The organism is Micromonospora sp. NPDC049081, assembly GCF_040648835.1.
Taxonomy (GTDB): domain Bacteria; phylum Actinomycetota; class Actinomycetes; order Mycobacteriales; family Micromonosporaceae; genus Micromonospora; species Micromonospora antibiotica.
The window spans coordinates 8,997-23,635 of the sequence record NZ_JBEZEK010000034.1; the positions used below are offsets into that span (position 1 = coordinate 8,997).

The following is a 14,639-nucleotide window of genomic DNA, read 5'->3' on the forward strand; positions in this document are numbered from 1 at the left end:
ACGTAGCGAAGCGGAGTCCCGCAGTCCGGATCGGAGGTGGGCGCGTGATCCGAGCGAGGAACGTAGCGAAGCGGAGTCCCGCAGTCCGGATCGGAGGTGGGCGCGTGATCCGAGCGAGGAACGTAGCGAAGCGGAGTCCCGCAGTCCGGATCGGAGGTGACGTGTGATGGGTAGGCGCAGATCGGCGATCCTGGTCCTGGAGGACGGGCGCACCTTCCACGGTGAGTCGTACGGCAGTGTCGGGGAGACCTTCGGCGAGGCGGTCTTCAACACCGGGATGACCGGTTACCAGGAGACCCTGACCGACCCGTCCTACCACCGGCAGGTGGTGGTGCAGACCGCCCCGCACATCGGCAACACCGGGGTCAACGGCGAGGACGACGAGTCCGACCGGATCTGGGTCGCCGGGTACGTGGTGCGCGACCCGGCCCGGATCGGTTCCAACTGGCGGGCCACCGGCGGGCTGGAGGACCGGCTCGGCGTCGAGGGTGTGGTCGGCATCGCCGGGGTGGACACCCGGGCGCTCACCCGGCACCTGCGCGAACGTGGTGCGATGCGGGTCGGCATCTCCAGCGTCGAGGACGACCCGCGCGCCCTGCTGGAGCGGGTCCGGCAGTCCCCGCAGATGGTCGGCGCGGACCTCTCCGCCGAGGTGAGCACCGCCACCCCGTACGTGGTCGAGGCCGAGGGTGAGCACCGCTACACCGTCGCCGCGCTGGACCTGGGCATCAAGCGCAACGTGCCGCGGCGGCTGGCCGCCCGGGGGGTCACCACCCACGTGCTGCCCGCCAACTCCAGCATCGACGACCTGCTGGCCACCGGCGCGGACGCGGTCTTCTTCTCGCCCGGCCCGGGTGACCCGGCCACCGCCGACGGGCCGGTGACGCTGGCCCGGGAGGTGCTGAGCCGGCGGATCCCGCTGTTCGGCATCTGCTTCGGCAGCCAGATCCTCGGCCGGGCGCTCGGCTTCGGCACCTACAAGCTGGGCTACGGCCACCGGGGCATCAACCAGCCGGTGCTCGACCGGGCCACCGGCAAGGTCGAGGTGACCAGCCACAACCACGGCTTCGCGGTGGCCTGGCCGGGCCGCGAGCCCGGGGCGGCGGCCGGCGCGGTCGTCCCCGACGAGGTCATCGAGACCGAGTTCGGTGGCGTGCAGGTGTCGCACGTCTGCCTCAACGACAACGTCGTCGAGGGGCTGCGGGCCGTGGACGTGCCCGCCTTCACCGTCCAGTACCACCCGGAGGCGGCAGCCGGTCCGCACGACGCCGACTACCTCTTCGACCGCTTCGCCGAGCTGATCGAGGGCCGTGGCCCCGACGGGCAGCCCGGTGCGGGCCGGAACCACAGCGAGGGGCGCACGAATGCCTAAGCGCGACGATCTCAAGCACATCCTGGTGATCGGCTCCGGGCCGATCGTGATCGGTCAGGCCTGCGAGTTCGACTACTCCGGCACCCAGGCCTGCCGGGTGCTGCGCAGCGAGGGGATCCGGGTCAGCCTGGTCAACTCCAACCCGGCGACCATCATGACCGACCCGGAGTTCGCCGACGCCACCTACGTCGAGCCGATCACCCCGGAGTTCGTCGAGCTGGTCATCGCCAAGGAGCGCCCCGACGCGCTGCTGCCGACCCTGGGCGGGCAGACGGCGTTGAACACCGCGGTCGCCCTGCACGCGGCGGGCGTCCTCGACAAGTACGGCGTCGAGCTGATCGGCGCGAACATCGAGGCGATCAACCGGGGTGAGGACCGCCAGCTGTTCAAGGAGATCGTCGCCAAGGCCGGCGTACGGCTGGGGCTGGCCGACCCGGCCGGCCTGGTGCCCCGGTCGCGGGTCTGCCACTCGATGGACGAGGTCCGGGAGACCGTCGCGGAGCTGGGCCTGCCGGTGGTGATCCGGCCGTCGTTCACCATGGGCGGCCTGGGTTCCGGCATGGCGCACACCGACGAGGACCTGGAGCGCATCGCCGGGTCCGGCCTGGCCGCCAGCCCCGTGCACGAGGTGCTCATCGAGGAGAGCGTGCTCGGCTGGAAGGAGTACGAGCTGGAGCTGATGCGCGACCGGCACGACAACGTGGTGGTGGTCTGCTCGATCGAGAACATCGACCCGATGGGCGTGCACACCGGCGACAGCGTCACCGTCGCCCCGGCGATGACGCTCACCGACCGGGAGTACCAGAACCTGCGTGACCTGGGCATCGCGGTGCTGCGCGAGGTCGGGGTGGACACCGGCGGCTGCAACATCCAGTTCGCGGTCAACCCGGCCGACGGCCGGATCGTGGTGATCGAGATGAACCCCCGGGTGTCCCGGTCGTCGGCGCTGGCGTCGAAGGCCACCGGCTTCCCGATCGCCAAGATCGCCGCGAAGCTGGCCATCGGCTACACCCTCGACGAGATTCCCAACGACATCACGTTGAAGACCCCGGCCGCGTTCGAGCCGACGCTGGACTACGTGGTGGTGAAGATCCCCCGGTTCGCGTTTGAGAAGTTCCCCGGCGCGGACCCGGAGCTGACCACCACGATGAAGTCGGTCGGCGAGGCGATGAGCCTGGGCCGTAACTTCACCGAGGCGCTCAACAAGGCGATGCGCTCGATGGAAACCAAGTCGTCGGGTTTCTGGACCACCCCGGACCCGCAGGGGGCGACGCGGGAGAACACCCTCGCGGCGCTGGGGACGCCGCACGACGGGCGGCTCTACACCGTCGAGCGGGCGCTGCGGCTGGGCGCGTCGGTCGCCGAGGTCGCGGCGGCGTCCGGCGGTATCGACCCGTGGTTCCTGGACCAGATCGTCAGCCTGGTCGAGCTGCGGACCGAGATCGTGGCCGCCCCGGTGCTCGACGCCGACCTGCTGCGCCGGGCCAAGCGGGCCGGGTTGTCCGACCGGCAGCTCGCCGCGCTGCGCCCGGAGTTGGCCGCCGAGGACGGCGTGCGCACCCTGCGGCACCGGCTCGACGTGCGCCCGGTCTACAAGACGGTGGACACCTGCGCCGCCGAGTTCGAGGCGACCACCCCGTACCACTACTCGACGTACGACGAGGAGACCGAGGTCGCCCCGTCGGGCCGGCCGAAGGTGCTGATCCTCGGGTCGGGGCCGAACCGGATCGGGCAGGGCATCGAGTTCGACTACTCCTGCGTGCACGCCGTCCAGGCGCTGCGCGCCGCCCCGCTGCCCGGCCCGGACGGTTCCGGTGCCGGGTCGGGTGCCGGCGGTGGGTCCGGCTCCGGCGGTGGGTCCGGTGCCGGCGGCTACGAGACCGTCATGGTCAACTGCAACCCGGAGACGGTGTCCACCGACTACGACACCGCCGACCGGCTCTACTTCGAGCCGCTAACCTTCGAGGACGTGCTGGAGGTGTGGCACGCCGAGGACTCCTCCGGCAAGGCGGCCGGCGGCCCCGGCGTGGTCGGGGTGGTCGTGCAGCTCGGCGGGCAGACCCCGCTGGGGCTGGCGCAGCGGCTCAAGGACGCCGGGGTGCCGGTGGTCGGCACCTCCCCGGAGTCGATCCACCTGGCCGAGGAGCGCGGCGCGTTCGGCCTGGTGCTGGCCCGGGCCGGCCTGCGTGCCCCGGCACACGGCATGGCCACCTCGTACGACGAGGCGAAGGCGATCGCCGACGAGATCGGCTACCCGGTGCTGGTCCGCCCGTCGTACGTGCTCGGCGGGCGGGGCATGGAGATCGTCTACGACGACGCCACGCTGCGCGACTACATCGGGCGGGCCACCGACATCTCCCCGGACCACCCGGTGCTGGTCGACCGGTTCCTCGACGACGCCATCGAGATCGACGTGGATGCGCTCTGCGACGCCGACGGTGAGGTCTACCTGGGCGGCGTGATGGAGCACATCGAGGAGGCCGGCATCCACTCCGGCGACTCGTCGTGCGCGCTGCCGCCGATCACGCTGGCCGGTTCGCACCTGACCGAGGTACGCCGCTACACCGAGGCGATCGCCCGGGGGGTGGGGGTACGTGGCCTGCTCAACGTCCAGTACGCCCTCAAGGACGACATGCTCTACGTGTTGGAGGCGAACCCGCGGGCCTCGCGTACCGTCCCGTTCGTCTCCAAGGCCACCGCCGTGCCGTTGGCGAAGGCGGCGGCCCGGATCGCCCTCGGCGCGACCATCGCCGAGCTGCGCGCCGAAGGACTGCTCCCGGCGACCGGCGACGGTGGGGTGCTGCCGCCCGACGCCCCGATCGCGGTCAAGGAGGCGGTGCTGCCGTTCAAGCGGTTCCGCACCCCGGCCGGCAAGGGTGTCGACTCGTTGCTCGGCCCGGAGATGAAGTCCACCGGCGAGGTGATGGGCATCGACACCAGCTTCGGGCACGCCTTCGCCAAGAGCCAGTCCGCCGCGTACGGCTCGCTGCCGACCACCGGGAGGATCTTCGTCTCGGTGGCCAACCGGGACAAGCGGGCCATGATCTTCCCGGTCAAGCGGCTGGCCGACCTGGGCTTCGAGATCGTCGCCACCACGGGTACCGCCGAGCTGCTGCGCCGGCACGGCATCGCCTGTGAGCAGATCCGCAAGCACTACCAGGCGGGCGAGGGCGCGGACGCGGTGTCGATGATCCTCGCCGGTGACGTGGCCCTGGTGGTGAACACCCCGCAGGGCTCCGGCGCGAGCGCCCGCTCGGACGGCTACGAGATCCGTAGCGCCGCCGTCACGGCCGACATCCCGTGCATCACCACCGTGCCGGGGGTGGCTGCGGCGGTGATGGGCATCGAGGCCCGCATCCGGGGCGACATGCGGGTACGCCCCCTCCAGGAACTCCACGCCGCCCTCCGGGCCGCCCAATGACCCCCCACCCCCCGCTCGGCCCGCGCTCCCCGCTCAGGCCGGTGATCAAGAGGTTTCGGTCACCGGACGGCGGTTGTGGTGACGCAAACCTCTTGATCACCGACGAGGGCGCCACCGACGAGGGCGCCACCGACGAGGGCGTCACCCACGAGGGCGCCGGCCGGGGGAGCGCCACCGACGAGGGCGCCGGCCGGGGGAGTGTCGGTTGGGGGGCCGGGGCGTGGTGATGTTCGAGAAGGGGGTCCGGAGGGCCCTGTTCCGGATCGGGGGCGGGGACGCCGAGGCGGCGCACGAGTGGACGTTGCGGCGGTTGGCGACCCTGTCGCGGCGGCCGGCGGCGCTGGCCCTGCTGCGGGCCCGCAACCTGCACCGGGCACCCCGGACGGTGTTCGGGGTGGAGTTCCCCAACCCGGTGGGCCTGGCGGCGGGGATGGACAAGAACGGGGTGGCCCTGCCGGCCTGGCCGGCGCTGGGGTTCGGCTTCGTCGAGGTGGGCACGGTCACCGCGCACGCCCAGCCGGGCAATCCCCGGCCCCGGCTGTTCCGGCTGCCCGACAGCGCGGCCGTGATCAACCGGATGGGCTTCAACAACGCCGGCGCGCAGGCCCTGGCCGACCGGCTGGCCGCGCTGCCCCGCCCGCTCGGGGTGCCGCTGGGCATCTCGCTCGGCAAGTCCAAGGTGACCCCGCTGGACGAGGCGGTCGAGGACTACCTCGCCTCCTACCGGGCGTTGCGGGGGCACGGCGACTACTTCGCGGTCAACGTCTCCTCCCCGAACACCCCGGGTTTGCGGTCGTTGCAGGACAAGGCACACCTGGATGCCCTGCTGACCGCTCTGGTGGGGGAGAAGCCCGTCCTGGTGAAGATCGCCCCGGACCTCACCGAGCCGGCCGTGGCCGAGCTGTTGGAGGTCTGCCTGGCCCGGGGTGCGGCCGGTGTGATCGCCACCAACACCACCCTGGACCGGGCCGGTCTCGCCCCCGCCGACGCGGAACGTGGCGCGCAGGCCGGCGGCCTGTCCGGTCGTCCGCTGACCGGACGGGCCCGGGAGATGGTCGCCTTCGTCCACCGGGAGACCGGCGGTCGGCTCCCGGTGATCGGCGTCGGTGGCATCCTCGACCCGGACGACGCGGCCCGGATGTTCGACGCCGGTGCCAGTCTGGTGCAGCTCTACACCGGTTTCATCTACCGGGGCCCGGCTCTGGTCCGGGCCGCCGCCCGCGTCTCGACCGGGTCCGGGGTGCCGACGGGTGATCCGGCGGTGAGCGGCCGGTGATCCGGCGGGCGCGTCCGGTGTATCCGGTCGTGCCCGCCGTGGTGCCGCCCGGGAGCGGATCCGACCCCGGCCGGGCCGCCGCGCGCCGCCACGGGCGCGGGCGCGTGACACCCCCGCGGGTCGCCGCCGCCGCAGCCCTGCGGCGGTCCGGGGGCATCGCCGTCCCTGTCGCCGCGCAGCCGGGGCGGGGCGTGGCCGTCGGGGCCACCGCGCGGCAGGTCCAGACCCGCCGCCGTCGCCGTCAGGGCAGCAGAGCAGCGCAGGCCGCCGGTGGTGCGGCGGCTGACGAGGGTACGGAGGAACGCGCGTGACGCCCGAGCAGATCCTGGCCGTCGACCGGGCCCGTGTCTGGCACCCGTACGCGGCGCTGCCGCCGGCTCACCCGCCCTACGTGGTGCACAGCGCCGAGGGTGTCCGGCTGCGGCTGGCCGACGGCCGGGAGCTGGTCGACGGGATGTCGTCGTGGTGGGCGGCGATCCACGGTTACCGGCATCCGGTGCTGGACGCGGCGGTCACCGACCAGCTCGGCCGGATGAGTCACGTGATGTTCGGTGGGCTCACCCACGAGCCGGCGGTCCGGCTGGCCGAGACGCTCGTCGAGTTGGCCCCGGACGGCCTGGAACACGTCTTCCTGGCCGACTCGGGCTCGGTGTCGGTCGAGGTGGCGATCAAGATGTGCCTGCAGTATCAGCGGGCCACCGGCCGGCCGCAGCGCCGTCGGCTGGCCACCTGGCGGGGCGGTTATCACGGGGACACCTTCCACCCGATGAGTGTGTGCGATCCCGAGGGTGGGATGCACCACCTGTGGGGCGACGTGCTGCCCCGGCAGGTCTTCGCCCCGGTGCCGCCCGGTGGCTTCGCCGACCCGCCCGACCCGGCGTACGTGACGGCGCTGACCGACGCGGTCGCCCGGCACGCCGACGAGTTGGCCGCGGTGATCGTCGAGCCGGTGGTGCAGGGGGCCGGCGGGATGCGCTTCCACCACCCGGGGTACCTGCGGGTGTTGCGCGAGGTGACCCGGGCGCACGGGGTGCTGCTGATCTTCGACGAGATCGCCACCGGGTTCGGCCGGACCGGGCGGATGTTCGCCGCCGGGCACGCCGGGGTGACCCCGGACGTGCTCTGCGTGGGCAAGGCGCTCACCGGGGGCTACCTGACCCTCGCGGCGGCGCTGTGCACGCCGGAGGTGGCCTGGGGGATCTCCGCCGACGGGGTGTTGGCACACGGCCCGACGTTCATGGGCAACCCGTTGGCGTGTGCGGTCGCCAACGCCTCCCTGGGGCTGTTGCGGGCCGGTGACTGGGTCGCCGGGGTGGCCCGGGTGGGTGCGGGGCTGCGGGCCGGCCTGGAGCCGTTGCGCGGGACGCCAGGGGTGGTGGACGTGCGGGTGTTGGGTGCGATCGGCGTGGTGCAGTTGGATCACGAGGTGGACGTGGCGGCGGCGACGGCCGCCGCGGTGGCCCGGGGCGTGTGGCTGCGCCCCTTCCGCGATCTGGTCTACGCCATGCCGCCGTATGTGACCGGGGAGGACGACGTGGCCCGGATCGCGGCCGGGATGACCGCCGCGGTGGCGGCCGGCTGACCGGCCGGCCGGGTCCGACGCCGCGGTGGCGACCGCCGCTCGCGGTGAACGCAGGAGCAGACGAGAGGAGCATCGATGGAGACCTTCGGATTTCGATTGCACCGGGCGGTGGCGGAGCGTGGGCCGCTGTGCGTGGGCATCGACCCGCATCCCGGGCTGCTGGCCCGCTGGGGGCTGCCGGACGACGTTGACGGCTTGGAGCGGTTCGCCCGGACCGTCGCGGAAGCGCTCGGTGACCGGGTTGCGGTGATCAAGCCTCAGTCGGCCTTCTTCGAGCGATTCGGGAGCCGCGGAGTGGCGATTCTTGAGTCAACTATCCGACAGTTGCGCGAAGCTGGCGCGCTCGTTCTCCTCGACGTCAAGCGTGGCGACATCGGTTCGACCGTCGCCGCGTACGCCTCCGCGTACCTTGATCCATCCAGCCCGCTGTATGTCGACGCGGTCACGGCGAGCCCCTACCTGGGAGTAGGTTCGCTGGCCCCGATGTTCGAGTCGGCCGTCGCGCACGGTGGCGGAGTGTTCGTGTTAGCGCTCACCTCCAACCCCGAGGGGGCTCAGGTGCAGCGTGCCGTCACGGCCGGTGGGCGGACGGTCGCGCAGCTTGTTATCGATGAGATTTCGCAGCTCAACAGGGGTGTGGAACCGCTCGGCAGCATCGGGTTGGTGGTCGGCGCGACCATCGGCGACACCGGTCACGACCTGTCCCGGGTCAATGGCCCACTGCTCGCGCCGGGGCTCGGTGCCCAGGGTGCGACGGCCGCAGACCTACCCACCGTGTTCGGTTCGAGCCTGTCCGCAGTGCTGCCGTCGTACTCCCGGGAGGTGCTCAACGCGGGCCCGGACGCCGACGCGTTGCGGGCCGCCGCGGACCGGGCGGTGGCCGACTGCCGGCACATCCTGGCTGCCCGACACTGACTGACGGCTCGGTCACTTTACGTTGATCATCGCGCGTCCACGTTGCCGAAAGCTCCGCCGAACGCTAGTTTTCCCCGCGCTGGGAACCACGGACCCCTTTGGTTTTCAGCGACACCACGTTTCACAGAGCGACGGTGCGTTCCGCCCGTCGCGATAGGGACCTGAGGAGAACTGGTGCCGCTCCCGTCACTGACCCCCGAGCAGCGCGCTGCCGCGCTGGAAAAGGCCGCGGAGATCCGCAAGGCCCGTGCTGAGCTGAAGGAGCAGCTCAAGCAGGGCAAGACCACCCTGGCCGCCGTCCTTGCGCGAGCCGAGTCCGACGACGTCGTCGGCAAGCTCAAGGTGTCGGCCGTGCTGCAGGCGATGCCGGGTATCGGAAAGATCCGGGCCACCCAGATCATGGAGAAGCTCAAGATCGCCGACAGCCGCCGTCTGCGTGGTCTGGGCGAGCAGCAGCGTAAGGCGCTGCTTGGAGAGTTCGCCGCCAACTGATCGCCGCAGCAGGTAGAAACAAGCGGTGAGCACGGTTGACGAGGCGTGCCCGGCGGCGCGGCTCACCGTCCTGACCGGACCTTCGGGTGCCGGTCGGGGCGGTGTGGTCGGAGCGGTCCGGGCACGTTCTCCCGCCGTGTGGGTGCCGGTCCCGGTGACCACCCGGGCACGTCGCCCCGGCGAGTCCGACGGCGTCGACCGGCTCTTCCGGGAGCCGGCCGAGTTCGATCGGATGATCGCCGCGGGCGAATTGCTGGAGTGGTCCCGGGCCGGGCCGTACCGGCGGGGCACCGCGCGTGCCCCGCTGATCGACCGACTGACCCGGGGGTGGCCGGTGCTGCTCCCGTTGGACCCGCCCGGGGCGCTCGTGGTGACCGAGGCCCTGCCATCGGCCCGGCTGGTGCTGCTGCTCCCGCCCGGACACCGCGCGGACCCGGCCCTGGCGGCCCTCGTCGAGCGCACCGTCCACCACGACCACACCGAGCGTGCTGCCGCTGAGCTGGTAAGCTTGCTCGGTTCGTCCTAATCTGGCTCCCGTCCGACCGCAGACCGTGTTCGAGCGACCAGCAGTGTTCGAGCAACCAGCAGTGTTCGAGTGACCAGCCGCGGTCGAGCGACCAGCCGCCTCCGCGCGGCGAGCGACCAGCCGCGTCCGCGCGGACACCTTTCAGACGCAGAGGTATTTCGTGGGATCCATCGCCAACCCCGAGGGCATCACCAACCCGCCGATCGACGAGCTGCTCGAGAAGACCACCTCGAAGTACGCGCTGGTGATCTTCGCTGCCAAGCGTGCGCGTCAGGTCAACGCCTACTACAGCCAGCTCGGTGAGGGCCTGCTCGAGTACGTCGGCCCGCTCGTGGAGACCACCCCGCAGGAGAAGCCGCTCTCCATCGCCATGCGCGAGATCAACGCGGGCCTGCTCACCGCCGAGCCGACCGACCAGCCGTAACCCCCGTACCCCCGATGTCCGCCGAGATCGTGCTCGGAGTCGGCGGTGGCATCGCCGCCTACAAGGCGTGTGAGCTGCTGCGGCTCTTCACGGAGTCGGGTCACCGGGTCCGGGTCGTGCCGACCGCGTCGGCGCTCCGCTTCGTCGGGGCGCCGACCTGGGCGGCGCTGTCCGGCCAGCCGGTCGCCGACGACGTCTGGGCCGAGGTGCACGAGGTCCCGCACGTCCGGCTCGGCCAGCGGGCCGACCTGGTGGTGGTCGCGCCGGCCACGGCGGACCTGCTCGCCCGGGCCGCCCACGGCCTCGCCGACGACCTGCTCACCAACACCCTGCTCACCGCCCGCTGCCCGGTGGTGCTCGCCCCGGCGATGCACACCGAGATGTGGGAACACCCGGCCACCGTCGCCAACGTGGCCACCCTGCGGTCCCGGGGGGTGCGGGTGATCGAGCCCGCCGTGGGCCGGCTCACCGGGGCGGACAGCGGCAAGGGCCGGCTGCCCGACCCGGCCGAGATCTTCGCGGTCGCCCGCCGGGCCCTCGCCCGGGGCGTCGACGCCCCCGCCGACCTGGCCGGTCGACACCTGGTGGTCACCGCCGGCGGCACCCGGGAGCCCCTCGACCCGGTCCGCTTCCTCGGCAACCGTTCCTCCGGCAAGCAGGGGTACGCCTTCGCCCGCGCGGCCGTCGCCCGGGGCGCCCGGGTCACCCTGATCGCCGCCAACGTCGCCCTGCCCGATCCGGCCGGGGTCGACCTGGTCCGGGTGGGCACCACCGAGGAGTTGCGCACGGCGACCCTGGCCGCCGCCGTCGACGCCGATGCGGTGGTGATGGCGGCGGCGCCGGCCGACTTCCGTCCGGCGACGTACGCGCCCGGCAAGATCAAGAAGTCGGACGACGGCAGCACGCCGACCATCGCCCTCGTCACCAACCCGGACATCGCCGCGGAGCTGGGTCGAACTCGTCGTCCGGAGCAGGTGCTGGTGGTGTTCGCCGCCGAGACCGGTGACGCCGAGGCCAACGGCCGGGCCAAACTCGCCCGCAAACGCGCCGACCTCGTCGTCGTCAACGAGGTCGGCGTCGACAAGGTCTTCGGGGCCGAGACCAACGCGGCCACCGTGATCGGCGCCGACGGTGCCGTGCACCGCCTGCCTGAGCAGGCCAAGGAGGATCTGGCCGACCGCGTCTGGGACCTCGTGCTCGCCCGGTGGCCCGCCCGGTCCTGAACGGTGGATGCCGACTCGCCGGGTCGTGAGCGGTACGTGAGGGTGACTAGACTGCTGCGCAACGATTATCTAAAGAGCTTAGGAGTGCCGTGACACGCCGCCTCTTCACGTCCGAATCGGTCACGGAAGGCCACCCGGACAAGATCGCCGACCAGATCAGCGACGGGATCCTCGACGCCCTGCTGACCCAGGACCCGCACAGCCGGGTGGCGGTCGAGACCCTGATCACCACCGGTCAGGTCCACGTCGCCGGTGAGGTGACCACCAAGGCCTACGCCGACATTCCGACCATCGTCCGCGAGACGATCCTCGGTATCGGCTACGACTCGTCGAAGAAGGGCTTCGACGGCGCCTCCTGCGGCGTCAGCGTCTCCATCGGCGCCCAGTCGCCCGACATCGCGCAGGGCGTCGACAACGCCTTCGAGCTGCGCACCGGGGCCTCGGAGAGCGCGCTGGACGCGCAGGGCGCCGGCGACCAGGGCATGATGTTCGGCTTCGCCTGCTCCGAGACGCCGGAGCTGATGCCCCTGCCGATCGCGCTGGCACACCGGCTGGCCCAGCGGCTGTCCGCGGTGCGCAAGGACGGGACCATCCCCTACCTGCGGCCGGACGGCAAGACCCAGGTCACCATCGAGTACGAGGGGCTGCGTCCGGTCCGGCTGAACACCGTCGTGGTGTCCAGCCAGCACGCCGCCGACATCTCGCTGGACTCGCTGCTCACCCCGGACGTGCGCGACCACGTCATCGCCCCGGAGCTGCAGAACCTGGGCCTGGACACCGAGGGCTACCGGCTGCTGGTCAACCCGACCGGCCGGTTCGAGATCGGTGGCCCGATGGGTGACGCCGGCCTGACGGGTCGGAAGATCATCGTCGACACCTACGGCGGGTACGCCCGGCACGGTGGTGGTGCGTTCTCCGGCAAGGACCCGTCCAAGGTGGACCGCTCGGCCGCGTACGCGATGCGTTGGGTGGCCAAGAACGTCGTCGCCGCCGGCCTGGCCGAGCGCTGTGAGGCGCAGGTCGCGTACGCGATCGGCAAGGCCCACCCGGTCAGCCTGTTCATCGAGACCTTCGGCACCGAGACGGTGCCGGTGGCCGCGATCGAGAAGGCGGTCGGTGAGGTCTTCGACCTGCGGCCGGCCGCCATCATCCGGGACCTCAACCTGCTCCGCCCGATCTACCGGCAGACCGCCGCCTACGGCCACTTCGGCCGGGAGCTGCCGGAGCTGAGCTGGGAGAGCACCGACCGGGCCGCCGACCTGAAGTCGGTAGCGGGCGCCTGACCGGCACCACGCCCAGCGACCGGCGACCCGCGGACGGGTCGCCGGTCGCGCGGGTTTGCGTGGACGTCCCGCTGCCGCACCTCGACCGGCCCTTCGACTATCTGGTCCCCGCCGGCCTGGCCGCCGACGCGGTCCCCGGGGTGCGGGTCAAGGTGCGCTTCGCCGGTCAGCTGGTCGACGGGTGGCTGCTGGAGCGGGTCGACGCCTCGGCGCACGGCGGCAGGTTGGCCTACCTGGAGAAGGTGGTCTCCGCGGAGCCGGTGCTGGCCGCCGAGGTGGCCCGGCTGGCCCGGGCGGTCGCCGACCGGTACGCCGGCAACCTCGCCGACGTGCTCCGGCTGGCCGTGCCGCCCCGGCACGCCCGGGTCGAGAAGGAACCCCGCACCGCCCCCGAGCCGCCTGTCGCCGATCCGACAGTTCCCGTTCCTGGCGGCGGCGCGGCGGCGCGGCGGCGGGCGGTACCCGACCCGCGCGGGTGGCGGGACTACCCGGCCGGCCCGGCCTACCTGACGGCGCTCGCCGACGGGCGGGCCCCCCGGGCCGTGTGGTCGGCGCTGGCCGGGGAGGACTGGGCGGCCCGGTACGCCGACGCGGTCGCCGCCACCCTCGCCGGTGGCCGGGGCGCCCTGGTGGTGGTCGCCGACGCCCGGGACCTCGACCGGCTCGACGCGGCGTTGACCGCGCTGCTCGGCCCGGGGCGGCACGTGACCCTCTCCGCCGCGCTCGGCCCGGCCCGCCGCTACCGGGCCTTTCTGGCCGTCCGGCGGGGCGACGTGCCGGTGGTGATCGGCACCCGGGCCGCCATGTTCGCCCCCGTCGACCGGCTGGGTCTGGTGGCGATCTGGGACGACGGTGACGATCTGCACGCCGAGCCGCGCGCCCCCTACCCGCATGCCCGGGAGGTGCTGCTCACCCGGGCCCGGCTCGGCGAGGCCGCCGCGCTGGTCGGTGGCTGGACCCGGACCGCCGAGGGGCAGCTGCTGGTGGAGACCGGGTGGGCCCGTGAGGTGGTGGCGGACCGGGCGACGCTGCGGGCGCGTACCCCGGCGATCGCCCCGACCGGGGACGACCCGCAGCTGGCCCGCGACCCGGGCGCGGCGACGGCCCGGCTGCCCAGCCTGGCCTGGACCACCGCCCGGGACACCCTGCGCGCGGACGCGCCGGTGCTGGTCCAGGTGCCCCGCCGGGGCTACCTGCCGTCGGTCTCCTGCGCCGACTGCCGGACCCCGGCGCGCTGCCCGCACTGCGCCGGCCCGCTGGCGTTGCGCGCCGCCGACGCCCCGCCGGCCTGCCGCTGGTGCGGCCGGGTCGCCGCCGCGTACGCCTGCCCGCAGTGCGGGGGGCGACGGCTGCGGGCGGCGGTCACCGGGGCCCGGCGGACCGCCGAGGAGCTGGGCCGGGCCTTTCCCGGGGTGCCGGTGCGCACCTCGGGCCGCGACGAGGTGCTGACCGACGTCCCGGCCGGCGCGAGCCTGGTCGTCGCCACCCCCGGCGCCGAGCCGGTGGCCGAGGGTGGGTACGGCGCGGTCCTGCTGCTGGACTCCTGGGCCCTGCTCACCCGGGCCGATCTGCGGGCCGGCGAGGAGACGCTGCGCCGGTGGCTGTCCGCCGCCGCCCTGGCCCGGCCCGCCCCGGCCGGTGGCAAGGTGGTGGTGGTCGCCGACGGCGCGCTCGCCCCGGTGCAGGCGTTGCTGCGGTGGGACCCGGGCTGGTTCGCCGCCCGGGAGCTGGCCGAGCGTCGGGAGCTGGGTTTCCCCCCGGCGGTGAAGATGGCCAGCGTCACCGGCGGCGCGGACGCGGTGGCCGACCTGCTGGCGCAGGCCCGGCTGCCCGACGGGGCGGAGGTGCTCGGCCCGGTCCCGGCCGATCAGGACCGGGAGCGGATGCTGGTCCGGGTGCCCCGGTCCCGGGCCGCCGCGCTGGCCGAGGCGCTGCACACCGCCGCCGGGGTACGCAGCGCCCGCCGGGCCGCCGACCCGGTCCGCCTCCAGGTCGACCCGCTCAGCCTTTTCTGAGTCACCAGTCAGCTTTGGAGTGCACCTGGCCAGTTGTCCGTCGCACACCGCGTGCGGCGGGAGGCGACGGGCCGCGTGATAGCATCGCCCGTCATACCCGGGCGCACGAT

The 14,639-nt window shown here is 73.2% G+C and carries 13 protein-coding genes; all 13 read left to right on the forward strand.

The window, feature by feature from the left end; genetic code table 11:
* Positions 1-166 precede the first annotated feature (166 nt).
* The 13 genes from carA to AB0B63_RS29805 all read left to right on the forward strand — a co-directional run bounded on the left by carA (position 167) and on the right by AB0B63_RS29805 (position 14,529).
* Positions 167-1,372 carry a glutamine-hydrolyzing carbamoyl-phosphate synthase small subunit gene (gene carA / locus AB0B63_RS29745; RefSeq protein ID WP_208570160.1) on the forward strand — a complete coding sequence of 402 codons (1,206 nt, stop codon included), beginning with the start codon at positions 167-169 and terminating at the stop codon, positions 1,370-1,372.
* A complete protein-coding gene (gene carB, locus AB0B63_RS29750) occupies positions 1,365-4,793 on the forward strand; it encodes a carbamoyl-phosphate synthase large subunit (RefSeq protein WP_357024764.1) in 3,429 nt (1,142 codons plus the stop codon). Before carA ends, carB begins: the two co-directional genes overlap by 8 nt.
* A 92-nt stretch (positions 4,794-4,885) precedes the next feature.
* Positions 4,886-5,020: a hypothetical protein gene (locus AB0B63_RS29755; RefSeq protein WP_357024767.1), complete on the forward strand. Its 135-nt coding sequence runs from the start codon at positions 4,886-4,888 to the stop codon at positions 5,018-5,020.
* Positions 5,017-6,069, forward strand: coding sequence for a quinone-dependent dihydroorotate dehydrogenase (locus AB0B63_RS29760; protein WP_357024851.1), 1,053 nt, complete (start codon positions 5,017-5,019; stop codon positions 6,067-6,069). The genes AB0B63_RS29755 and AB0B63_RS29760 overlap by 4 nt, the downstream gene beginning before the upstream one ends.
* Before the next feature lie 104 nt (positions 6,070-6,173).
* Positions 6,174-6,380, forward strand: coding sequence for a hypothetical protein (locus tag AB0B63_RS29765; protein WP_357024770.1), 207 nt, complete (start codon positions 6,174-6,176; stop codon positions 6,378-6,380).
* A complete protein-coding gene (locus AB0B63_RS29770) occupies positions 6,377-7,651 on the forward strand; it encodes an adenosylmethionine--8-amino-7-oxononanoate transaminase (protein ID WP_357024773.1) in 1,275 nt (424 codons plus the stop codon). The genes AB0B63_RS29765 and AB0B63_RS29770 overlap by 4 nt, the downstream gene beginning before the upstream one ends.
* Before the next feature lie 75 nt (positions 7,652-7,726).
* Positions 7,727-8,566, forward strand: a complete 840-nt coding sequence (gene pyrF / locus AB0B63_RS29775; RefSeq protein WP_357024776.1) for an orotidine-5'-phosphate decarboxylase — start codon at positions 7,727-7,729, stop codon at positions 8,564-8,566.
* Between the two features lie 174 nt (positions 8,567-8,740).
* The gene (gene mihF / locus AB0B63_RS29780) at positions 8,741-9,058 is read left to right on the forward strand and encodes an integration host factor, actinobacterial type (RefSeq protein WP_067309448.1); all 318 of its coding nucleotides are present in this window, start codon (positions 8,741-8,743) and stop codon (positions 9,056-9,058) included.
* Between the two features lie 25 nt (positions 9,059-9,083).
* Positions 9,084-9,584, forward strand: coding sequence for a guanylate kinase (locus tag AB0B63_RS29785; RefSeq protein ID WP_357024780.1), 501 nt, complete (start codon positions 9,084-9,086; stop codon positions 9,582-9,584).
* A 160-nt stretch (positions 9,585-9,744) separates the two neighbouring features.
* On the forward strand, positions 9,745-10,008 hold the full coding sequence (gene rpoZ, locus AB0B63_RS29790; RefSeq protein ID WP_007075826.1) for a DNA-directed RNA polymerase subunit omega: 264 nt from the start codon (positions 9,745-9,747) through the stop codon (positions 10,006-10,008).
* Between the two features lie 14 nt (positions 10,009-10,022).
* Positions 10,023-11,231, forward strand: coding sequence for a bifunctional phosphopantothenoylcysteine decarboxylase/phosphopantothenate--cysteine ligase CoaBC (gene coaBC / locus AB0B63_RS29795; RefSeq protein WP_357024785.1), 1,209 nt, complete (start codon positions 10,023-10,025; stop codon positions 11,229-11,231).
* Between the two features lie 89 nt (positions 11,232-11,320).
* Positions 11,321-12,514: a methionine adenosyltransferase gene (metK, locus tag AB0B63_RS29800; RefSeq protein ID WP_208570167.1), complete on the forward strand. Its 1,194-nt coding sequence runs from the start codon at positions 11,321-11,323 to the stop codon at positions 12,512-12,514.
* A gap of 59 nt (positions 12,515-12,573) precedes the next feature.
* Positions 12,574-14,529 (forward strand): primosomal protein N', encoded by a 1,956-nt coding sequence (locus AB0B63_RS29805; protein WP_307799817.1) that lies wholly within the window; start codon positions 12,574-12,576, stop codon positions 14,527-14,529.
* The last annotated feature ends 110 nt before the right edge of the window (positions 14,530-14,639 follow it).